Annotated in this window: 19 protein-coding genes; 14 read left to right on the top strand and 5 right to left on the bottom strand. The window is 66.8% G+C overall.

Translation table 11 applies throughout. The features are described 5' to 3' along the window. Nucleotides 1-5 precede the first annotated feature (5 nt). Genes glcE through IOC61_RS17365 form a run of 3 tightly spaced genes read left to right on the top strand, consistent with a single transcriptional unit; the run spans nt 6 to nt 2,869 of the window. Nucleotides 6-1,115: a glycolate oxidase subunit GlcE gene (gene glcE, locus IOC61_RS17375; protein WP_409229490.1), complete on the top strand. Its 1,110-nt coding sequence runs from the start codon at nt 6-8 to the stop codon at nt 1,113-1,115. Between the two features lie 22 nt (nt 1,116-1,137). After that, on the top strand, nt 1,138-2,418 hold the full coding sequence (gene glcF, locus IOC61_RS17370; RefSeq protein WP_195689973.1) for a glycolate oxidase subunit GlcF: 1,281 nt from the start codon (nt 1,138-1,140) through the stop codon (nt 2,416-2,418). Nucleotides 2,419-2,467: 49 nt separating this feature from the next. Then, the gene (locus IOC61_RS17365) at nt 2,468-2,869 is read left to right on the top strand and encodes a GlcG/HbpS family heme-binding protein (protein WP_195689972.1); all 402 of its coding nucleotides are present in this window, start codon (nt 2,468-2,470) and stop codon (nt 2,867-2,869) included. Between the two features lie 90 nt (nt 2,870-2,959). On the opposite strand, the gene IOC61_RS17360 is transcribed toward IOC61_RS17365, so the two are convergent. Next, entirely contained in the window at nt 2,960-4,606 is a 1,647-nt protein-coding gene (locus IOC61_RS17360; RefSeq protein WP_229333223.1) for a BCCT family transporter, read from the bottom strand. Nucleotides 4,607-4,820: 214 nt separating this feature from the next. Here IOC61_RS17360 and IOC61_RS17355 point away from each other — a divergent pair, with 214 nt between their 5' ends. From IOC61_RS17355 to IOC61_RS17335, 5 genes are all read left to right on the top strand, one after another. After that, nucleotides 4,821-5,741 carry a DMT family transporter gene (locus IOC61_RS17355; protein WP_195689971.1) on the top strand — a complete coding sequence of 307 codons (921 nt, stop codon included), beginning with the start codon at nt 4,821-4,823 and terminating at the stop codon, nt 5,739-5,741. Between the two features lie 36 nt (nt 5,742-5,777). After that, on the top strand, nt 5,778-7,364 hold the full coding sequence (locus tag IOC61_RS17350; RefSeq protein ID WP_195689970.1) for a bifunctional GNAT family N-acetyltransferase/carbon-nitrogen hydrolase family protein: 1,587 nt from the start codon (nt 5,778-5,780) through the stop codon (nt 7,362-7,364). Nucleotides 7,365-7,379: 15 nt separating this feature from the next. Next, complete coding sequence (locus tag IOC61_RS17345; RefSeq protein WP_195689969.1) at nt 7,380-8,207, top strand: zinc-dependent peptidase; 828 nt, start codon at nt 7,380-7,382, stop codon at nt 8,205-8,207. A gap of 46 nt (nt 8,208-8,253) precedes the next feature. Continuing rightward, nucleotides 8,254-9,258 (top strand): low-specificity L-threonine aldolase, encoded by a 1,005-nt coding sequence (gene ltaE / locus IOC61_RS17340; RefSeq protein ID WP_195689968.1) that lies wholly within the window; start codon nt 8,254-8,256, stop codon nt 9,256-9,258. A gap of 132 nt (nt 9,259-9,390) precedes the next feature. Next, entirely contained in the window at nt 9,391-9,927 is a 537-nt protein-coding gene (locus IOC61_RS17335; protein ID WP_195689967.1) for a GNAT family N-acetyltransferase, read from the top strand. 104 nt (nt 9,928-10,031) lie between these two features. Here IOC61_RS17335 and IOC61_RS17330 read toward each other — a convergent pair whose 3' ends face one another. Continuing rightward, nucleotides 10,032-10,910, bottom strand: a complete 879-nt coding sequence (locus IOC61_RS17330; protein WP_195689966.1) for a LysR substrate-binding domain-containing protein — start codon at nt 10,908-10,910, stop codon at nt 10,032-10,034. Between the two features lie 109 nt (nt 10,911-11,019). On the opposite strand from IOC61_RS17330, the gene IOC61_RS17325 reads away from it, so the two are divergent. From IOC61_RS17325 to IOC61_RS17315, 3 genes are all read left to right on the top strand, one after another. Further along, nucleotides 11,020-12,186, top strand: a complete 1,167-nt coding sequence (locus IOC61_RS17325) for a TauD/TfdA family dioxygenase (protein ID WP_195689965.1) — start codon at nt 11,020-11,022, stop codon at nt 12,184-12,186. A gap of 74 nt (nt 12,187-12,260) precedes the next feature. Continuing rightward, nucleotides 12,261-13,190 carry an ABC transporter substrate-binding protein gene (locus tag IOC61_RS17320; protein WP_195689964.1) on the top strand — a complete coding sequence of 310 codons (930 nt, stop codon included), beginning with the start codon at nt 12,261-12,263 and terminating at the stop codon, nt 13,188-13,190. Between the two features lie 82 nt (nt 13,191-13,272). Further along, complete coding sequence (locus IOC61_RS17315) at nt 13,273-13,944, top strand: TVP38/TMEM64 family protein (RefSeq protein ID WP_195689963.1); 672 nt, start codon at nt 13,273-13,275, stop codon at nt 13,942-13,944. A gap of 7 nt (nt 13,945-13,951) precedes the next feature. Here the strand turns inward: IOC61_RS17315 and IOC61_RS17310 are convergent, their stop codons facing one another. Both IOC61_RS17310 and IOC61_RS17305 read right to left on the bottom strand, forming a co-directional pair. Then, on the bottom strand, nt 13,952-15,256 hold the full coding sequence (locus IOC61_RS17310; protein WP_324254734.1) for a glycosyltransferase: 1,305 nt from the start codon (nt 15,254-15,256) through the stop codon (nt 13,952-13,954). 547 nt (nt 15,257-15,803) lie between these two features. Continuing rightward, nucleotides 15,804-16,028, bottom strand: coding sequence for a glycine zipper 2TM domain-containing protein (locus tag IOC61_RS17305; protein WP_195689962.1), 225 nt, complete (start codon nt 16,026-16,028; stop codon nt 15,804-15,806). Between the two features lie 227 nt (nt 16,029-16,255). Between IOC61_RS17305 and IOC61_RS17300 the strand changes: the two genes are divergently transcribed. Next, nucleotides 16,256-17,338 carry a tartrate dehydrogenase gene (locus IOC61_RS17300; protein WP_195689961.1) on the top strand — a complete coding sequence of 361 codons (1,083 nt, stop codon included), beginning with the start codon at nt 16,256-16,258 and terminating at the stop codon, nt 17,336-17,338. Nucleotides 17,339-17,364: 26 nt separating this feature from the next. Here the strand turns inward: IOC61_RS17300 and IOC61_RS17295 are convergent, their stop codons facing one another. Further along, a complete protein-coding gene (locus IOC61_RS17295; protein WP_195689960.1) occupies nt 17,365-18,225 on the bottom strand; it encodes a class I SAM-dependent methyltransferase in 861 nt (286 codons plus the stop codon). Between the two features lie 120 nt (nt 18,226-18,345). On the opposite strand from IOC61_RS17295, the gene IOC61_RS17290 reads away from it, so the two are divergent. Together IOC61_RS17290 and IOC61_RS17285 are read left to right on the top strand one after the other, a co-directional pair. Next, nucleotides 18,346-18,897 carry a lipocalin family protein gene (locus IOC61_RS17290; protein WP_195689959.1) on the top strand — a complete coding sequence of 184 codons (552 nt, stop codon included), beginning with the start codon at nt 18,346-18,348 and terminating at the stop codon, nt 18,895-18,897. A 4-nt stretch (nt 18,898-18,901) separates the two neighbouring features. Beyond that, on the top strand, nt 18,902-19,888 hold the full coding sequence (locus IOC61_RS17285) for a succinylglutamate desuccinylase (protein ID WP_195689958.1): 987 nt from the start codon (nt 18,902-18,904) through the stop codon (nt 19,886-19,888). Nucleotides 19,889-20,130 lie beyond the last annotated feature (242 nt).

The raw sequence follows: 20,130 nt of genomic DNA, 5'->3' as shown, positions 1-20,130 counted from the left end.
TGACCATGAACGACACCCCGAGCCGCGACATTATCAACCACGATGCCAGCGAGGCGTTGGCCGAACGCATTCGCCGTGCCGAGGCGGAGGGCTCACCGCTACGCATCGTCGGCGGCGACACCAAGGCCTTCTACGGGCGTGAAGTGGAAGGAGAAGCCCTGTCCACCCGCGAGCACCGCGGCATCACCGAGTACGACCCGGTGGAGCTGATCGTCTCGGTACGCACCGGCACCCCGCTGCGCGAGCTGGAAAGCGTGCTGGCGGCCAACGGCCAGATGCTGCCCTGCGAGCCCCCCCACTTCGGCGAGGAGGCCACCGTCGGCGGCATGATCGCCACCGGCCTCTCCGGCCCGCGCCGCCCCTGGGCGGGCAGCGTGCGCGACTTCGTGCTGGGCACCCGCATCATCACCCGCCAGGGCAGTGAACAGCGCTTCGGCGGGCAGGTGATGAAGAATGTCGCCGGCTACGACCTCTCGCGCCTGATGGTAGGCGCCCAGGGCACCCTGGGGCTGATCACCGAGGTCTCCATGAAGGTGCTGCCGCTGCCGGCGGCCACCCGCAGCCTGCACCTGGAGATGCCGCAGCAGGAAGCCCTGGAGAAGCTCGCCGAGTGGGGACGGGAACCCTTGCCGATTACCGCCGCCGCCTGGCTTGAAGGCGCCCTGCACCTGCGCCTCGAAGGGGGCCCCAGCTCGGTGGAAGCCACCGCAAGGCGCCTGGGGGGGGACGAACTCCTCGATGGCTTCTGGAAGGCCCTGCGGGAACAGCGGCTGGCGTTCTTCGGCGCCGAGAGTGCGCTCCCGATCTGGCGACTCTCGCTGCCACACCACACCCCGGCGCTCGAGCTGCCGGGCGTGTCACGCGAGAGCGATGTGCTCTACGACTGGGCCGGCACCCAGCGCTGGGTGCGCAGCGATGCCAGCCCCGAAGCGATGCGCGCGATCGCCAGCCAGGCCGGTGGCCATGCCACCCGCTGGGGTGGCCCGGGCGGCGCCCCCCAGGATGCCCCCTTCACGCCCCTCGCCCCGGTGGTCGAGAAATATCACCGCAATCTGAAGACGCAGCTGGACCCCCAGGGGATCTTCAACCCGGGCCGGCTCTACGCGGCATTCTGAGATACACGGAGAGACGTCAAACATGCAGACGCATTTCACCGCCGAAGACCTCCAGAAACCGCATATCCGCGAGGCCGACCGCGTGCTGCGCAGCTGTGTTCACTGTGGCTTCTGCAACGCCACCTGCCCTACCTACCAGCTGCTGGGGGATGAGCGCGACGGGCCCCGTGGACGCATCTACCTGATCAAGGAGATGCTCGAGGCGCCAGAGGAAAGTGACAAGGTCACCGAACAGACTCGCCTTCATCTCGACCGCTGCCTGACCTGTCGCAACTGCGAGACCACCTGCCCCTCCGGGGTCGAGTATCACAAGCTGCTCGATATCGGCCGCGCCGAGATCGAGCGCCGGGTCCCTCGCAAGGCGTCGGAGCGGGCACTGCGCTATGGCCTGCGCAAGGCCCTGGTCGACCCGAAACGCTTTCAGGCCCTGTTCAAGCTGGGTCTCACCTTCCGGCCGCTGGTACCAGGCCCCCTGAAGGAGAAGATGCCCCCGGCCCCGGTGGATGCGGGCCAGCGCCCGTCTGGCAAGCGCCATGCCCGGCAGATGCTGATTCTCGAGGGCTGTGTGCAACCGGGCCTGTCACCCAACACCAATGCCGCCACCGCCCGGGTGCTGGACCGCCTGGGTATCGGCCTCGTCCCGGTGAGTGAAGCCGGCTGCTGCGGCGCCATCGACTTCCACCTCAACGCCCAGGACGAGGGGCGCGCTCGAGCGCGAGCCAATATCGATGCCTGGTGGCCACATATCGAAAAGGAAGGTGACGCGGGGGTGGAGGCGATCGTACAGACCGCCAGCGGCTGCGGCGCCTTCGTCAAGGAGTATGCCGAGCTCCTGGCCGACGACCCCGACTATGCCGACAAGGCCGCCCGGGTGAGTGAGCTTGCCAGGGATCTGGTCGAGGTGCTGCGGGACGAGGAGCTCGATGCCCTCGAGGTAGCGCGGTCCCGGCGCCTCGCCTTCCACTGTCCCTGCACCCTGCAGCACGCCCAGAAGCTGGGGGGGGCCGTGGAAGGCGTGCTGACCCGGCTCGGTTTCACGCTGACGCCGGTGGCCGACGCCCATCTCTGCTGCGGTTCGGCCGGCACCTACTCCATCACCCAGCCCGAGCTCTCCATGCAGCTGCGTGACAACAAGCTCGACAATCTGGAGGCCGGCAGCCCCGAGGTGATCGTGACGGCCAATATCGGCTGCCAGACCCATCTCAATGGTGCCAACCGCACAACGGTGCGCCACTGGATCGAAATCGTGGATGAGGCATTAACACCAGCTACGAGCAACGAGCCTCGAGCTGCAAGCGGCTAGTAGCTCGAAGCTCGAAGCTCGAAGCCAATATCAACCCAGGAGACCACTCATGAAGACCAAGCCCGTCCTGACCCTGACCGATGTCAACGCCATCCTCGATGCCGCCCAGAAGGAGGCCGAAGCCAACGGCTGGGGCGTGACCATCGCCGTCGCCGATGACGGCGGCCACCTGCTTGGCCTGCGCCGCATGGACGGCGCGCCCCCCTTCAGCGCCGATGTGGCCACCCAGAAGGCCCGCAATGCCGCCATCGGTCGGCGCGAGACCCAGGCCTTCGAGGAGATGATCAACGGTGGCCGCACCGCCTTCGTCACCGCCCCCATGCAGTCGCTGCTCGCCGGCGGCGTGCCGGTGCTGGTAGAGGGTGAGGTCGCCGGCACCGTCGGCATCTCCGGCGTCAAGCCCGACCAGGACGTGCAGATCGCCCGCGCCGGCGTCGCCGCTGTCGTCTGAGCCCCCCTTGCCGAGCGACGACAGGGCCCCACCATGGTGGGGCCCTGTCGATTACGTTATCGGCGACGTGTTACCGCTCCGAGGCGAGGTCTATGAAGCCTGGCGATGCCGTCGCAGCTCCCCGTTCAGGGCCTTGATAATGGTGTAGCACATCAGCAGCATCGCCACGGAGAAGGGAATCGCGGTCGCCGTCACCCCCGCCTGAAGCGCCGTGAGTCCACCCCCGATCAGCAGCACGATGGCAACCAGCCCCTCCACCGAGGCCCAGAACATGCGCTGCGTACGCGGTGCATCGATCTTGCCGCCGGCGGTGATGGTATCGATCACCAGCGATCCGGAGTCGGAGGAGGTCACGAAGAAGACCAGCGCCAGGAAGATCGCCAGGGACGACATCACACTGGTCAGCGGCAGCTCGTTGAGCATGCCAAAGAGTGACAGCTCGGGGCTGTAGGCATCGATCACGTAGTCCTTGACCAGGCTACCTGCGGGGTCGGCATAGAGCTGATTCAGCGCCGTGGCGCCGAACACGCCCATCCAGATGAAGATGAACAGGCTCGGGATCAGCAGCACGCATATCACGAACTCGCGCACCGTGCGTCCTCGCGAGACCCGGGCAATGAACATGCCCACGAAGGGCGCCCAGCTGACCCACCAGGCCCAGTAGAAGACGGTCCAGGCCTGGCGGAAGGCGTCATCCTCACGACCGAAGGGCATCGAGAGCGGGATGAACTCCGTGACATAGGTCGTCAAACCTGTCCAGAAGCCGTTCAACGCCACCAGCGTCGGTCCGGCGAACAGCACGAAGAAGAAGAACAGCAGCGCCAGCATCATGTTGACCTCGGAGAGCCTCTTCACACCGCCCTCGAGGCCACGCCATACCGAGACCAGGGCCACCCCGGTCACCACGATGATGGTCACCACCTGAAACTGGGTGCTGACGTCGAGACCAAAGACGAAGTTCATGCCCGCATTGGCCTGCTGCGCCCCCAGCCCCAGCGAGGTCGCCAATCCGAAGAGGGTCGAGAACACCGCCAGGATATCGATGGCATGCCCCCACCAGCCCCAGACGCGTTCGCCAAGCAGCGGAAAGAAGGCCGAGCGGATGGAGAAGGGAAGCCCCTTGTTGTAGGTGAAGATCCCCAGCGCCAGGGCCATCACCACATAGACCGCCCAGCCATGGAGCCCCCAGTGGAAGTAGGTTCCCGCCAGCCCCATGGCGCTGGCTTCGGCGATGGCAGCGGGGTCGAGTGCGCCCTCGGTGCCGAAGGGCGATGTCACCCCCAGCGGCAGCGAGACGTTGGCATGGTAGACCGGCTCCAGCACACCGAAGAACATCAAGCCGATGCCTATTCCGGCGGCGAACAGCATGGAGAACCACGAGAGATAGCTATATTCGGGCCGGGCCTCCGGCCCTCCCAGCCGCACCGACCCATGGGGCAGGATCACCAGCGCCAGGCAGAACACAACGAAGAAGTCCACAACGATCATGAAGTACCAGTCGAGCCTCCCCGTGGAGAAGGCGACGACGGACTGGAACAGCTGCCCCGCCAGGTCTGGAAACATCAGAGCCAACAGGATGAACGCCACCGAGACCAGGGCCGATATGACAAAGACACGATTGTGGACATCGAAGCCAAACGGGCCCAGCTGCCCCTCGATATTATCCTGACCGATGACATAGTCGGTCTGCATGTCACTGTCGGCCTGATGCGGGTCCGTCACACTCGGATCGTTCATGGCAGGCGCCTCGGCTGATGGGGTAGTTCGAGTATAAGCCGTATCGGCACCGAGCATTCCGCGTATTTTACCACCGATCCGGGAGAGGCACAGAACCACCGGCTGACGGCGCTGGAAGTGCCTGGCCGATGCCCCTAAGGACAGTGACCAGTATGATGATGGGTTCGCACTCCGCCACCCGCGGGGCCCCTGCGTTGGAAATGAGAGGATCTGAATGTCACCGCTTGCCTTCCTGGCGCCCCTCGGCGCCGTGCTGATCTGGTCCGGCAACATGACCATCAACCAGCTGACCGTCGGCACCATTGCCCCCAGCAGCATCGCCTTCCTGCGCTGGGTACTGGCGCTGGCCGTGCTTACCCCCCTGGTGGCCCCGGCGGCCTGGCAGCACCGCGCGACGATCCGCCGGGAGTGGCCGAAGCTCGCCGTATTGGGGCTGCTCGGCATGGGGCTTTGGCAGGGGCTCGCCTATATGGCCGCCGAGACCACCAGCGCCACCAATATGGGTATCCTGGCCGCCATGGTACCGCTGCTTACCGTGCTGCTCAGCGCCCTGATCCTGCGCGAGCCGCCGCGTCTCGGCGGTGTGGCCGGCGGTGCCCTGGCGCTGGTCGGCGTGGCGATCCTGCTGGGACGCGGCAGCCCGCTCTCGCTGCTGGAGCTGACGGTGGCGAAAGGCGACGCCCTGATGCTGGTGGCCGCCACCTGCTATGCGCTCTATGGCGTCATGCTCAAGCGCTGGCCCATCGCGCTGCCGCCCTGGGTGCTGCTCTATGGCCAGGTGATCTTCGCCGTGCTGATCCTGCTGCCGCCCTATCTGCTGGGGCCGATGACGCCGGTGGATTCCAGCAATATCGGCCTGATCCTCTACGCCGGCATCCCCGCCTCCATCATCACCACCTTCCTGTGGATGCTGGCGATTCGCCGCATCGGCGCCAGCCAGGCCAGCATCTTCATCAACCTGATGCCGCTGTTCAGTGCCATCATCGCCATGTTCGCCCTGGGCGAGCGCATTGCGCTCTTCCACTTCCTGGGCGGCGCCCTGATCCTGGCCGGCGTGGTGATGGCCCAGACCCTGACCCAGCCGCTAGGCCGCCGCCCCGCTGTCCCACAAGGCAGCACAGACCGCCCATGCTAGACTGCCCGCTCTGACCCGACCGACCAAGGATGCGCCATGTCCCTCGACGACCTTCACCTCACGCTTCGCAATCTGACGCTGGACGACTACCCCCAGCTCGAGTCGCTGATGGATGCCGTCTACCACGATATCGGCGGCGCCTGGTCACGACACACCATCGAGCGACTGATCGGTGACTTCCCCGATGGCCAGGTCGCCATCGAGGACGACGGCCGCCTGGTGGGCATCGCCCTGACCGTCAGGGTCGATTACGACGAATTTACCAATCCGCACAAGTATGATGACCTGATCGGCAAGCGCGAGGTGATCCTCGACAACGCCGAGGGCGACGCCATGTACGGGCTGGACGTGCTGATTCACCCGGACTACCGCGGCTACCGCCTGGGACGACGCCTCTACGATGCCCGCAAGGAGCTCTGCCGCTCGCTCAACCTGCGTGCGATCCTCGCCGGCGGACGCATTCCCCAGTACCACCAGCACGCCGAGGAGCTCAGCCCCACCCAGTACATCGACCGGGTGGCCCGCAAGGAGATCCACGACCCGATCCTCTCCTTCCAGCTGGCCAACGACTTCCAGGTCAAGCGCCTGCTGCGCGACTACCTGCCCGAGGACGAGAAGTCCCAGGGCTATGCCACCCTGCTGGAGTGGAACAACTTCCTCTATGAGCCCGCCGAGCTGGTCCTCGACACCCGCAAGACCCAGGTCCGTGTCGGTGCGGTGCAGTGGCAGATGCGCGAGTTCGACTCGGTGGAGGCGGTGCTGCAGCAGGTGGAGTACTTCGTCGATGCCCTTTCCGACTACCAGAGCGACTTCGCGGTCTTCCCGGAGCTCTTCAACGCCCCGCTGATGGGGCTGCAGGACCGCGCAGCCCAGCAGGACCAGATGGCCGCCATCCGCTTCCTGGCCAGCTTTACCGAGCGCTTCAAGACCGAGCTCTCGCGCATGGCGGTCTCCTACAATATCAATATCATCGCCGGCTCCATGATCGAGATGGGCGAGGACGACCGCCTCTACAACGTCGCCTACCTGTGTCACCGCGACGGCACCCTCGAGCGTCAGGCCAAGCTGCATATCACGCCCCAGGAGCGCCGCGACTGGGTGATCGAGGGCGGCGACGGCCTCCAGGTATTCGACACCGATGCAGGACGCGTCGGCATCCTGATCTGCTACGACGTGGAGTTTCCGGAGCTGCCAAGGCTGCAGGCCGAGCAGGAGATGGATATCCTCTTCGTGCCCTTCTGGACCGATACCAAGAATGGCTATCTGCGGGTGCGCCACTGTGCCCAGGCCCGCGCCATCGAGAACGAGTGCTATGTGGTGCTGTGCGGCAGCGTCGGCAATGTGCCCTCCATCGAGAACATGGAGATCCAGTATGCACAGTCGGCGGTGTTCTCGCCCTCGGACTTCGCCTTCCCCCACGACGCCGTCCTCAACGAGACCACCCCCAACACCGAGATGATGCTGTTCTCGGACCTCGACCTGACCCGGCTGACCGTGGTGCGTAACGAGGGCTCGGTGACCAACCTCAAGGACCGCCGCAAGGACCTGTTCGACCTGCGCTGGCGCGACTGGTCATGGAAGTCCGGGGGCCGGACATCCGGGGCCGACCTCGACGAGAGCTGAGGAGGCGCCTGAGCGATGCTGAACCGCCTGCGCCGCTGGCGCGAGCAGCGCTTCGCGGCGCGCCATCCCCTGCCGGAAGAGACCTGGCGGGAGGCGCGCCACCGCGTACCGTTGCTGGCCGCCCTCGGTGAGGAGGAGGCCCGGCGCCTGGGCCAGCGCGCCTGGCGTTTCCTGCACGCCAAGCGCATCAGCCTGCATCCGGAGCTTGCCGAGGCCACGCCCTTCGACCTGCCGGCGCGGCTCGCCCTGGCCGGTCAGGCCTGCCTGCTGACGCTGGGCTGGCGCGACGACGAACACCTCGAGGCCTTCGGCAATGTCCATGAGGTCCTGATCCTGCCCGATGCCTTTCGGCGTCGCGTGGAGGAGATGGACGAGTTCGGCGTGGTCCACGAGTATGACGACGAGCGTGCCGGGGAGACCTCCCACCAGGGGCCGGTGGTGGTGGCCTTCCCCGACCTGATGGAGAGCGGCGACTTCTCGGGCTTCAATGTGCTGATTCACGAGTTTGCCCACAAGCTCGACCTGGGCAACTCCCTGGATGTTGACGGCTTCCCGCCGCTGCCCGGCGATATCGACCCGCGGGAGTGGCACCGGGTGTTCATGGCGGTGTGGGATGACCTTCAGTCCCGTCTCGCTCGCGGTGAGGCTACCCCCATCGACGATTATGCCGCCACGCACCCCGGCGAATGCTTCGCGGTCTGCTGCGAGGCCTTCTTCACCGCCCCCGACCTGTTGCATGATGCCTACCCGGCCCTCTTCGATCTGCTCGGCCGCTACTTCCGCCAGCAGACGCTGGCCCGACTGCCGCCCTCGGCGGACCACGCCCGGCCCGAACACCATTGACCCCACTGGTTCATTACCGATTGCCCGTTACCCTCTGGAGGCACCGATGATCGATCTGCGCAGCGATACCGTCACCCGCCCCAGCGCCGCCATGCGCGATGCCATGCATGCCGCCCCGGTGGGCGATGATGTGTGGGGCGATGACCCCAGCGTGGCTCGCTTCGAAAACGCCCTGGCCGAGCGTGCCGGCAAGGCCGCCGCCCTGCTCTTCCCCAGCGGCACCCAGAGCAATCTGGCCGCCCTGCTCGCCCACTGTCAGCGGGGCGACGAATATATCGCCGGCCAGCAGGCCCACACCTACAAGTACGAAGGCGGCGGCGCCGCGGTTCTCGGCGGCATCCAGCCTCAGCCGGTGGAGCACGCCGAGGATGGCTCGCTGCCGCTTGAGCGCATCCGCGCCGCCATCAAGCCCGACGATTTCCACTTCGCCCGCACCCGCCTGCTGGCACTGGAGAACACCATCGGCGGACGCGTGATCGATGCCGACTATATGCACCAGGCCACCGAGCTGGCCCGGGAGCACGGCCTGGCCACCCACCTGGACGGCGCCCGACTGTTCAATGCCGCGGTGGCCACCGACACCTCGCTGGCAACGCTCTGCGCGCCCTTCGACACGGTCTCCCTGTGCTTCTCCAAGGGATTGGGTGCGCCGATGGGCTCGGCCCTGGTGGGCCCCCAGGCACTGATCGACGCGGCACGCCGCTGGCGCAAGGTGCTGGGTGGGGGCATGCGTCAGTCGGGCATCATCGCCGCCGCCTGCCACTACGCGCTGGACCACCAGATGGCGGACCTCGCCGATGACCACCGCCGCGCCGAGCGCCTGGCGGCGGGCCTGCGGGCACTGCCGACCATCGAGGTGCTCTCCCAGGCCACCAACATGCTCTTCCTGCGGGTGCCCGAGCCACATATCGCGCCACTGCGGGCCTGGCTGGCCGAGCGCGAGATCCTGATCGAGGTGCTCTATGACACCCGCCTGGTGGTGCACCGCGACCTGGATGACGCGGCCATCGATGCCACCCTGGCGGCATTCGAGGAGTATCTGGCGCAATAGCCCTGTTGCTTAACTGAAAATGGCCCGAATGACATCGGGGCAGCGCACCGAGGGTGATCCCTGGAGAGACTGGAGATTCGTACCCTGACCAGGGCCGAGGCCCGGACCGCCGCCGGGCTGCTCGGCCGGGGCATGCGCGACAACCCCACACACATCAGGGCCTTCGGGGCCGATCCGGTGCGGCGTGAGCGCACCCTGCGACGAATCTTCACCCCCTTCCTGCAGCGCCAGCTGGAGGGCGGCCGGATCCTTGGCGCCTTCGCGGGCCCACGGCTGGTCGGCGTGGCGGCCCTGGCCGCCCCGGGTGGCTGCCAGCCGACCCTTGCCGACCGGGGGCGGGCGCTGCCGGTCCTGCTCGCGAACGGCCCGGTGAGCGCCCTGCGCATGCGGGCCTGGGTGCGGGTGTGGGCCAGGCGAGACGCCGGCATGCCGACTCACTGGCACCTCGGGCCGCTGGCGGTCGCACCCGAGTGGCAGGGTCAGGGAGTCGGCAGCCGGCTGCTGAGTCAGCTATGCGATCACCTCGACCGGCAACGCGGCCTGGGCTACCTGGAGACCGACCTTCCCGAGAATGTCCGGCTCTATCGACGCTTCGGCTTCGAGACCCTGGCCAGCGAGCCCGTGATCGGGGTGACTCACTGGTTTATGCAGCGCCAGCCCGACGGCTAGCATCGAGGGGGCTGTAGGCCAGCCCCACGCCCCCTGCGAAGCATCGAATCTTAAGGAAGCATCGGCCCCTGCGAAGCACCGGAAAGGGTAGCCTGCCGGCTGTCTCAGGAGAGATCCATGGCGAGCCGGAGCTTCAACCACTCCCAGAGCAGCGCCGCCTCCGGCCGGGCCGGTGCGCGCACCGGGCGCACCAGCCAGAACGCTTCGTCGCTCTCGACCTCCCAGTCGAGCGCCGCCACCAGATCGTCTCGGTGCTCCACCAGCCGCCGATGCGTCAAGGCGATGCCCTCGCCCAGTGCCGCGAGAGACAGCGTCATCGTTTGCGTATCACAGATCAGCGGGGCTCGACGCGAGGCCAGTGCCGGCACCCCGGCGGCCTCCAGCCAGGTCGGCCACCCCACCTCGAATCCCACCGCATGCAGCAGGGTGTGCTCCGCCAGGTCGGCCGGCCTCGTGATGCGCTCGGCCAATGCCGGGGCACACACGGGCAGCATGGTGTCGCTGCCCAGCGATACCGCCTCCATGCCGTGCCACCCTCCCTGACCGTAACGGATCTCGATGTCAGCGCCCTCGGGCCCGAAATCGTCGGGCCAGATGGCACTGACGAGTCGCAACGCCACCTCGGGATACTCGCGGCGAAAGGCGCATAGTCGCGGCGCCAGCCAGTTCTGTTGCACCACCGGTGTGGTGCGTAGCGTGACCGGTGCCTCATCGGTCTCGCCGAAGACCTCCCGGGTGCCCTCGGCCAGCCGGGTAAAGCCGTCCTGAAGACTGGGCAGCCACGACTGCCCGGCCGGCGTCAGGCTCAGGCTGCGGGGATGACGCACGAAGAGCTTCTGACCCAGGCGGTCTTCCAGAAGACGAACACGCTGGCTGATGGCCGCCTGGGTCACCCCAAGCTCCTGTCCGGCGGCGGTGAAGCTCAGGGTGCGGGCGGCGGCCTCGAAGGCCTGGAGCCAGGCCAATGGGGGCAGGGCGCTCATGAAATAGGCTGCCATAAATAAACTTGGGTCATAGGCGCCAGATTAATCGTTTGTGAACGCCGGGGGCAATCTCCATCCTTGGCGCCAGCCAACCGCCAGGAGAGTGATCATGTCCTTGACCCGCGAACAACGCCCGCATCTGCCCATGGGCGAGCTGAACGACTACACCCAGGCACCGGGCCTCACTCGTGCCGGGGCAGACGACCGTTTTCTGCTGCTGTCCTGGGAAGGCGATGAGCAGGCCTCGTTCCCGCTGATCTGGCTGCGCGACCACTGTGCCTGCCCCGAATGCCGCCACCCACAGACTCGCGAGCGCCTCTCCCTGCCCCGGGAGGCACCCGACGCGGCAGTGGAGGTACAGGTGGAGAACGGCAACCTGACGGTGACCTGGGCCGACGGCCATGTCAGCCGCTTCGATGCGGGCTGGCTGCATCAACGTCGCCCGGGCTGCCCGCCGAAGGATGTGGTGCCCAGGCGTCGCCCCTGGGGAGAGAGCTTCAGCCCCGCGCGCGTGGCCCATGGTGATTTCACCGCCGGCGCCGCAGGCGAGCGTGAGTGGCTGACCGCCCTGCTCCGCGACGGCCTGGTGCTGCTCGAGGAGGGCCCCCTGGCAGACGAGGAGGTCAGTCGCCTGGCCGAGCGCATCGGGCCGCTGCGCCCCACCAACTTCGGTGCGCGTTTCGATGTGCGCTCCAAGCCCAACCCCAACAATGCCGCCTATACGGCCATCGCCCTGGCACTGCATACCGACCTGCCCAACTGGCGCCAGCCGCCGGATATTCAGCTGCTCTACTGCCTGGAGAATGGCGCCGAGGGCGGCGAGTCGATCTTCGCCGACGGCTTCGCCGCCGCCGAGAGCCTGCGGCAATCGTCCCCCGAGGCCTTTCGACTGCTCAGCGAGACCCCTATCGACTTCCGCTTCCAGGACGAGCATCACGATATCGTCTGTCGAGCGCCGGTCATCGCCCTCGATGAGGCGGGCAGCGTCATCGAGGTACGCCTCAACAACTGGATTCGCGACAGCCTTCTTCTGCCGGCCGAGACCATCGAAGCCTGGTATAACGCCTATCGCACCTTCTGGCAGCGAGTCCACGCCCCACAGCATCGACTGGAGTTCGCCCTGGCCCCGGGCGAGATGGTCGCCTTCGACAATCGGCGCGTCCTGCACGGCCGCAACGCCTTCGACCCCAACAGCGGTCGCCGCCATCTCCAGGGCACCTATCTGGATCTCGACATGTGCGAATCCCGCCTGAGGGTGCTGGCCCGGCAGGCGTGATACCCCCAATTGCCGCCACCCAATAGATAACCTCAATCCGGTGGCGGCTTGATGACCCACCATAAGGAGATGCCATGCGTCTTTCCCTGACTCCTGCCCTGCTGTCCCTGCCCCTGACCCTCGGCCTGGCCAGCCCGGCACTCGCCGACGAGGCCGTACTGGACTTCGGTGTGCCTGCCTGGCCCGGCATCGCCGTCAAGACCGAGATCGCCCAGCAGCTGCTCGCTCCCCTGGGCTACGAGACTCGCACCCACGAGCTTGGTCTGCAGGTCGTCTACCAGGGACTGGAGACCGGCGACATCGATGCGTTTCTCGGCGGCTGGATGCCCGCCCAGGCCAACATGTACACACCACGCGAGGCCAGTGGCGCCGTGGTCAAGGTCGCCAATAACGTCGACGGCGCCCGGATGACCCTGGTGGTCCCCGACTACCTCTACGCACAGGGGATCCGGAGCTTCGCCGACCTGGACGACCACCGCGAGCTCTTCGACGGCGAGATCCACGGCTTCGGCGCCGGTTCGGCCGCCAGCGAGGTCCTTCACGAAGCCATCGACGATGACACCTGGGGTCTCGGTGACTGGCAGGTGATGGATACCAGCGTGGTAGGCATGCTGGGCGCCGCCCGCAGCGCCATTGACCGTGAGGAACCCATCGTCTGGGTAGGCTGGACGCCCCACTGGATGAACCTCGAGCTGCCGATGCACTATCTCGATGACCCCAAGGATCTGTTCGGCGAGAACAACGGCGAGACGGATGTGCTGAACATGCTGCGCAGCGACTATGCCGACGCACATCCCGGGCTGGTCGATTTCTTCGAGCAGTTCACCTTCGCCGCCGAGGAGCAGAGCTGGATGATCAACGAGTTCGGCCAGAAGAAGCGCGACGCGGAAGCCGTCGCCAGGCAGTGGTTGCACGAGCATCCCGAGCGCGTCGAGGCCATGCTGGAAGGCGTGACGACCCTGGACGGCAAGCCTGCCTGGCCGGCGGTCGAGGCCAGCCTGTAGGTCCGGCTCCGGCGGCGGCTTTGGATGCCGGGCCTGCTGCCGTATGCTGTAGCGTGACGCTCACCAGGAGTCTTCACGCCCCATGAGTCGCCCTATCGGCATCCTTGCCCTGCTGCTCACTCTGCTCGTCTCCCTGGGCCTGCTTTGGCAGTGGCTGGCCATGCAGGACCTGCTTACCGTCGACGCCCTCCTGGCACTGGCCCAGGGCTCGGTGGCCTGGCGGGATGCCCCCTGGGCCGTGCTGGCGGTGATGGCGATCTACGCCGGGGCCTCGCTGGTGATGTTTCCGCTGAGCCTGCTGGTGGGTGCCACCGGGCTGCTGTTCGGCCCCTGGTGGGGCTTCGGCTACGCCCTGGCGGGCACCATGACGGCCTCGCTGGTGACCTGGTGGGTGGGCCGGCGCATCGGCCACGAAGCGCTGCTGCGCCATGGCGGTCGACGCCTCAGGGGGGTCTCTCGCTACCTCTCCGGTCGCGGCATCCGCACCATGACCATGGTCAACCTGCTGCCGCTGGCCCCCTTCACCCTGACCAACATGATGGCCGGCGCCTTCCATCTGCGTCTGCGCGATTACATGCTGGGATCGCTACTGGGCATCGCCCCGGGGCTCGCCGGGGTCACCCTGCTGGGCAGCCAGCTCGGTGAGCTGGCCACCGCCGAGAGCCATGGCGAGCTGGCCTGGGGGGCCGGAGGCCTGCTGCTGGCGGTGCTGCTGCTGGTCGCGCTCAAGCGCTGGGCGGATCGCCGGCGCTGAGCGTGGCCTACTTCGGGGACCCGCCGGGCCACCAATCGGGACGCTCCTCCTCCCAGGTGGCATACACCAGCTTGCCGAGCACGCGACCTCGATGCCTGAACATCTGCCACTCGGCGCCCAGTCGATGTCGCATCAACTCCCAGCCTCCCTCGTCGGCATGGGTAAAGGGCCCACCCGAGGCGATGGCGCGGCGGTAGACCTCCAGGCAGCGCTGGGCACAGCTCATCTCGTCGAAGGCCGCCGCCGTCTCCTCCGCTCCTGCCGCCAGGGGGGCTCGCCGCTCCGGGTCGACGAGCTCGCCGAGCACCGCTGCCATGGCCTCGGCATCGTCGCTCTCGAGCAGTCGACCGTTGCCGCCATCGCGCACCACCTCGCGAACCCCAGGGGCGTCCACGGCCACCACGGGTAGCCTGGCGGCCATGGCCTCGGCCACGACCATGCCCTGGGTCTCGCTGTGGGAGGCGAAGGCGAACAGGTCCATGGCGTGGTAGGCGTCGATCAGCGCCTGACCCTGCAGGCGTCCGGTAAAGTGCACCCGCGGCAGTACGCCGGCCTCATCGAAGCGAGCCTCCATGTCTGCCTGTGCCTCCCCTTCCCCCACCACCAGGCAGTGGAGACGATCGTCACGAGCCAGTGCCAGACCGATGGCGCACGCCAGGAAGTCGAGGTTCTTCTCGTGGGCCAACCGCCCCAGATGGCCGATCACGCAGGCATCATCGGGAATCCCCAGCCGCTCTCGCCAGCGCTGCCCCTCACCCGCCAGATAGCGCCGGGTATCCACCCCGCTGGGCACCACGTTGATCACCGTCTCGACGTCACGCTCGACCAGGAGCCGCTGAATGCTCTCGCTGGGCGCGATCACCTCGTCACACAGCCGGGTGTACTCGGTGGAGAGCGCGACCGCGAAACGCTGCATGCGGGGGGAGTCACCGGGCACATAGTGGGTGTAGTGCTCATAGAGGGTGTGGTGGGTAAACACCAGCGGCAGGCCATAGGTCTCGGCGGTGCGGGCGGCGGTATCGCCGAGCAGGAAGGGGTGGTGGGAGTGCACGATATCGGGATCGAAGGCCTCCACCGCCTCGTGGAGCTGGCCCGGGATCGGGACCGGCAGCGAGAAGTCGCTGCCGTTGAAGTGCTGCACGGCGGCCACCCGCACCACCCCCTCTTCGTCCTCGGGCTGACCGTCGAGACGCGGCGCCACCACCAGCACGCGATGCCCCAGCTCGCGCAGGCGCGTGGCCAGGCGCTGCACCGACTCGCTGACCCCGCCGACGATGGGCAGATAGGTGTTGGTAAACATGATGACGTTCACGACTGGGGGCTCCGCTGCACGGTGTAGGCAACCCTTGCCGTTACCCCTGCTTATTCATGAGGCCGGCCTGAAACAGAAGATAGCGGAGGGCTTTCTCTCGAGAAGCCAGCGTATTACCCCAACAACCCGATGCCAGAGGCCCATCCACTATGAGTGAAAGCCTATCTTCCTGAATTCCAACCTGCAACGGCTCCATCGAAATGCTCCCGCGCCCCCCTGCGCCAGCATGAACTCAATGGCGAGCACCCAACCAATCTGGTTAACAACGCTGCCTGGAAGCGCGCATGCCCCAGCGCTCTACCGTCCTTGAACAAGGATCCGCCGCTTCCGCGATTCGATTCTTTGAATGAATCGTGGAGGGTTCAACCTCGAAGCCAGCATCACGTACTGCAAGGCGTGCGGCCTGCGCTTGCAGCCCCTTGTCAATGTTCCTGGGGTCACACCGCAGAGCCCTTGGAGGGAAGACTGATGAAACGTCGACGTGGAGAATATCAGTCGGCGCAGCCGATCCGGCATAAGGGTCGGTCGACTGCGCCACATTCAAGTATCAATCATCGTCGTCATCGACCTGATTGCCGATAACGCCGCCGACCACTGCACCGCCGACGGTACCAGTCGTGCTGCCACCCGTCAGGACCGAGCCGCCGACAGCACCGACACCCGCCCCCAGGGCAGTATTCCTGTCCTGTGTCGACATGCCAGAACACGCAGCCAAGCCAAGCATCAGAGATACGGCCGCTGCACCAAGCGTCAATCTTTGCACCCTGTTCATGATCTACCTCCCTAGGTACCGCCGCGAGTCGCGACGTCGTGGCTGGAAGCCAAGTGATACAACGCCCTGTGCCCTACCGCCTGCTTCCTACCGACTTCGCCATATAGCTGAAGTTCCCGTTTTTTAAATTATCACCCTAACAATCTCACTTGCCTGTCGCGCCATGCGACTGTCAGCGACTAGAGTGGAGCCGGTTCCAAGGCTTGAATAGAAGAGGAGAAAGCCACATGACCCACCGCATCGCAGTGATCCCCGGCGACGGCATCGGCAAGGAGGTGATGCCCGAGGGCGTGCGTGCCCTCCAGGCCGCCGCCGAGCGCTTCGGCATCGCGCTCGAGCTTGCGCCCTTCGATTTCGCCAGCTGCGACTACTACGCCGAACATGGCCAGATGCTGCCCGACGACTGGTTCGAGATTCTGAAGGAGTTCGACGCCATCTTCTACGGTGCCGTGGGCTGGCCGGAGACCGTGCCCGATCATGTCTCGCTGTGGGGGTCGCTGCTGCAGTTCCGTCGCCGCTTCGACCAGTACATCAACCTGCGCCCCTGCCGCCTGCTGCCTGGCATCAAAAGCCCGCTCGCCAACCGCCAGCCGGGTGATATCGACTTCTACGTGGTGCGCGAGAACACCGAGGGCGAGTACTCCAGCGTCGGTGGCAGGATGTTCGAGGGCACCGAGCGCGAGGTGGTGATCCAGGAGACGGTGATGACCCGCCACGGCACCGACCGGGTGCTGAAGTTCGCCTATGAGCTGGCCGCCTCACGGCCACGCAGGAAGCTCACTTCGGCCACCAAGTCCAACGGCATCGCCATCACCATGCCGTGGTGGGACGAGCGGGTGGCCGAGATGGGCAGGCACTACCCCGAGGTCGCCGTGGACCAGTTCCATATCGACATCCTCACCGCCAACTTCGTGATGCACCCCGACTGGTTCGACGTGGTGGTGGCCAGCAACCTGTTTGGCGATATCCTCTCCGACCTGGGACCCGCCTGCACCGGCACCATCGGCGTGGCCCCCTCGGCCAATATCAATCCCGAGGGCACCTTCCCCAGCCTGTTCGAGCCGGTCCACGGCAGCGCCCCGGATATCGCCGGACGCGGCATCGCCAACCCCATCGGCCAGATCTGGTCCGCGGCGATGATGCTCGAGCACCTCGGTCACCAGCAGGCCAGCGCGGCCATCGTCGCCGCCTTCGAGGCGGTGCTGGCCGAAGGCGACGAGGCGGTGCTGACCCCGGATATCGGCGGCCGGGGCACCACCGAAACCCTGGGGCGCGCCATCGCCGAGCGCGTCATCGGCCAAGTGGCCTGAACCGCTTGAGTGTCTCGAGCAGGGCGCTACCCGAGGAGCCACGCCCCCTCGAGGATACGCACCCTGCCCGCCGCCAGGTTGTCGCGCAGATTGCGCCCCATGGTCAGGAAGCGCTCGCCGAAGATCGCCACGGGCCCCGGCAGGGCCGGCCCGGCGGGCGGCTCGCCCGATTCCCGCCGGCTGTGCTTCTGCCGCCAGGCCAGGGCGGCCTCGGTGACATCCTCGAGCGCCTCGAGCCTGAATCCCGCCTCGGCCAGGCGAGCCTCCAGGGTATTGCGTGTCTGCAGATGACTCTCAGCCGGCATGCTGGCCCAGGGCACCGGCAGCGCCAGGGGCTCCGGATTGTCACCGGCCACCACCTCATGGAGCAGCACCCGCCCACCGGGGACCAGCAGGCGCCGCCACTCCGCCAGCACGCCCGCCACGTCGGGCATATTCATCAGCGCGTGTTGACACCACACCGTCTCGAAGGTCGCATCGGGCAGCGGCGTGCGGGCCGCATCCGCACACAGGAAGCGGGTCCTGTCGCCGTGTCCGGTTGCCGCGCTCAGCCAGCTGGCCACGTCGACAAAGGCCGCGGTGATGTCCACGCCGAGCACCTCGCAGCCGAACTCATCGGCCAGCAGACGACTGGCACCGCCGGTGCCACAGCCCACATCCAGCACCCGCCTCCCCGGCTGCCACTCGCCGAGGGCCGCCAGCGAGCGGCTGGCTCCGCGTCCGCCCAGATGCAGCTGGTCGATGCCGGCGATCTCGTCCAGGGTGAGCCGGTCCGGATCACGCCCGGTGGCTCGATAGGCCTCCCGCAGCCGGCATGTCAGGCTTCCCTCCCCTCGCTCGGCGAGGGCATCATAGTGGGCATTGAGACGACGGCTGTGTTCCTGCATGGCGCTTCTCCCGGGAATCGGTAGCCTGGCAATCGGCAGTCGTCCAGTCTAGATCGCCTCTCTGCTACCTCCCATGCGGCAAAGGTCACAGCCATCGCCAGACTCACTACAGGAGTTTCCATGCCACACTCTTCCCTGCTGCCCACCCTGGGCATCGCCCTGCTGCTGGCCGGCTGTACCGGCCTGCCCAAGGGCACCGAACCGGTCACCGACTTCGAGCTCGACCGCTACCTGGGCCAGTGGTACGAGATCGCTCGCCTCGACCACTCCTTCGAACGCGGCATGGAGTGCGTCACGGCGGACTATTCGCTGCGCGATGACGGCGGCGTGCGCGTGCTGAATCGAGGCGTCAGGCTCGATGATGGCGAGATCGAACTGGCCGAGGGGCGCGCCTACTTCATCGGTGACGAGGACGTGGGCCGGCTCAAGGTCAGCTTCTTCGGCCCCTTCTATGGCGGCTATAATGTGCTCGCCCTCGACGACGACTACCGCTGGTCGCTGGTTGCCGGTCCCGACCGGGACTACCTGTGGATACTGGCCCGCACCCCCAGTCTGGACGAGGCCACTCGTCAGGCGCTGGTGGCCGAGGCGAGGGGACTGGATTTTCCGGTGGAAGAGCTGATCTGGGTCGAACAGGGCCAGGTCTGCGATACCTGGCGCAAGGAGGCATAACACCATGCTCGAGACATGGCTCAAGCAGAGCATCGACGAGGCCGAATTCCCAACACACGGCGAGCTATGCGGTGGGCAGTTCCGCCGCCTCGGTCACGGGTTGCTGGAGCTGCTGCCCGACTCCCCCGCTCCCTCCGCTCATGCCTGTGTCATCTCGGCAGGGATTCATGGCAACGAGACGGCCCCCATGGAGCTGCTGGACGACCTGCTGATGCGCCTGGCGGCCGGCGAGCTCAGGCTCGGAGCGCCGCTGCTGGTGATCCTCGGCAGCCCGCCGGCGACCCGCGAGCAGACCCGCTACATCAACACCAACCTCAACCGGCTGTTTCGCCGCGACCTCGACGAGCAGGGCATGGAGCCGGAGCGTGCGCGCGAACTGATGGCGGCGGTCGATGCCTTCTACACCCGCCATGCGGACCGGCCGCGCCTGCACTACGACCTGCATACCGCCATCCGGGGAAGCCGCTACCCTCGCTTCGTGGTCAACCCCTGGAGCGAAACCACCGCCGTGGCGCCCGAGCAGTGGCGGTGGCTGGCCGGGGCGGACATCCAGGCGGTGCTTCACCAGCACTGCCACAGCTGGACCTTCTCCCACTACAGCAAGCATTACCACGATGCCCAGGCCTTTACCCTGGAACTTGGCCATGCCCTGCCCTTCGGCCACAATGACCTGACCCCGCTGGCGCCCATGGCACGCCTGCTGCAGGCCCTGCTGGAGGGTCACGAGCCGAGCGCGGCGCCGCCCGAGCGGATGGTGTTCTACCGGGTCGAGCAGGAGCTGATCCGCCATAGCGAAGCGTTCCGGCTGGCCTTTGCCGATGACACCCCGAACTTCACCGAGTTTGCCCCGGGCACCCTGCTCGCCGAGGATGCCAGCCAGGGCGAGACCCGCGTCGGCACGAGCCCGCTATCGGTCGTCTTCCCCAACGCCACGGTGGAAGTCGGCGCCCGTGCCGCCCTGCTGGCCACACCGACGCCCCCGCCCGAGTGATGCCTGGGCCCATGCCGGGCCACCGCTGACCGGAAAGTCTTATAACAACGATAAACAGAGGGTAGAATCTTGCCCCTTTGCCAACTCATCACCGCCCCGTGCCAAGGTCGGCAGAGTCCATCCTGCCGATACGCCGTGCGACACGCCTGAACGGAGCCCGACCCATGGCCGAAACCCCGATCCCGCTGGAAGTGCGCCATATCACCAAGCGCTTCGGCGATACCGACGTCCTCAAGGGCCTG

This window comes from Halomonas sp. KAO (genome assembly GCF_015595025.1).
In the GTDB taxonomy this organism is placed as follows: Bacteria; Pseudomonadota; Gammaproteobacteria; order Pseudomonadales; family Halomonadaceae; genus Halomonas.
The sequence above is the reverse complement of the archived record's forward strand: the minus strand, read 5'-3'. Positions and strand labels throughout refer to the sequence as shown.

What these genes read in the sequence shown, in the direction of transcription:
- glcE (WP_409229490.1), top strand. Translation starts at nt 6, where the DNA reads ATGAACGACACCCCGAGCCGCGACATTATCAACCACGATGCCAGCGAG.
- glcF (WP_195689973.1), top strand. Translation starts at nt 1,138, where the DNA reads ATGCAGACGCATTTCACCGCCGAAGACCTCCAGAAACCGCATATCCGC.
- IOC61_RS17365 (WP_195689972.1), top strand. Translation starts at nt 2,468, where the DNA reads ATGAAGACCAAGCCCGTCCTGACCCTGACCGATGTCAACGCCATCCTC.
- IOC61_RS17360 (WP_229333223.1), bottom strand. Translation starts at nt 4,606, where the DNA reads ATGAACGATCCGAGTGTGACGGACCCGCATCAGGCCGACAGTGACATG.
- IOC61_RS17355 (WP_195689971.1), top strand. Translation starts at nt 4,821, where the DNA reads ATGTCACCGCTTGCCTTCCTGGCGCCCCTCGGCGCCGTGCTGATCTGG.
- IOC61_RS17350 (WP_195689970.1), top strand. Translation starts at nt 5,778, where the DNA reads ATGTCCCTCGACGACCTTCACCTCACGCTTCGCAATCTGACGCTGGAC.
- IOC61_RS17345 (WP_195689969.1), top strand. Translation starts at nt 7,380, where the DNA reads ATGCTGAACCGCCTGCGCCGCTGGCGCGAGCAGCGCTTCGCGGCGCGC.
- ltaE (WP_195689968.1), top strand. Translation starts at nt 8,254, where the DNA reads ATGATCGATCTGCGCAGCGATACCGTCACCCGCCCCAGCGCCGCCATG.
- IOC61_RS17335 (WP_195689967.1), top strand. Translation starts at nt 9,391, where the DNA reads ATGCGCGACAACCCCACACACATCAGGGCCTTCGGGGCCGATCCGGTG.
- IOC61_RS17330 (WP_195689966.1), bottom strand. Translation starts at nt 10,910, where the DNA reads ATGAGCGCCCTGCCCCCATTGGCCTGGCTCCAGGCCTTCGAGGCCGCC.
- IOC61_RS17325 (WP_195689965.1), top strand. Translation starts at nt 11,020, where the DNA reads ATGTCCTTGACCCGCGAACAACGCCCGCATCTGCCCATGGGCGAGCTG.
- IOC61_RS17320 (WP_195689964.1), top strand. Translation starts at nt 12,261, where the DNA reads ATGCGTCTTTCCCTGACTCCTGCCCTGCTGTCCCTGCCCCTGACCCTC.
- IOC61_RS17315 (WP_195689963.1), top strand. Translation starts at nt 13,273, where the DNA reads ATGAGTCGCCCTATCGGCATCCTTGCCCTGCTGCTCACTCTGCTCGTC.
- IOC61_RS17305 (WP_195689962.1), bottom strand. Translation starts at nt 16,028, where the DNA reads ATGAACAGGGTGCAAAGATTGACGCTTGGTGCAGCGGCCGTATCTCTG.
- IOC61_RS17300 (WP_195689961.1), top strand. Translation starts at nt 16,256, where the DNA reads ATGACCCACCGCATCGCAGTGATCCCCGGCGACGGCATCGGCAAGGAG.
- IOC61_RS17295 (WP_195689960.1), bottom strand. Translation starts at nt 18,225, where the DNA reads ATGCAGGAACACAGCCGTCGTCTCAATGCCCACTATGATGCCCTCGCC.
- IOC61_RS17290 (WP_195689959.1), top strand. Translation starts at nt 18,346, where the DNA reads ATGCCACACTCTTCCCTGCTGCCCACCCTGGGCATCGCCCTGCTGCTG.
- IOC61_RS17285 (WP_195689958.1), top strand. Translation starts at nt 18,902, where the DNA reads ATGCTCGAGACATGGCTCAAGCAGAGCATCGACGAGGCCGAATTCCCA.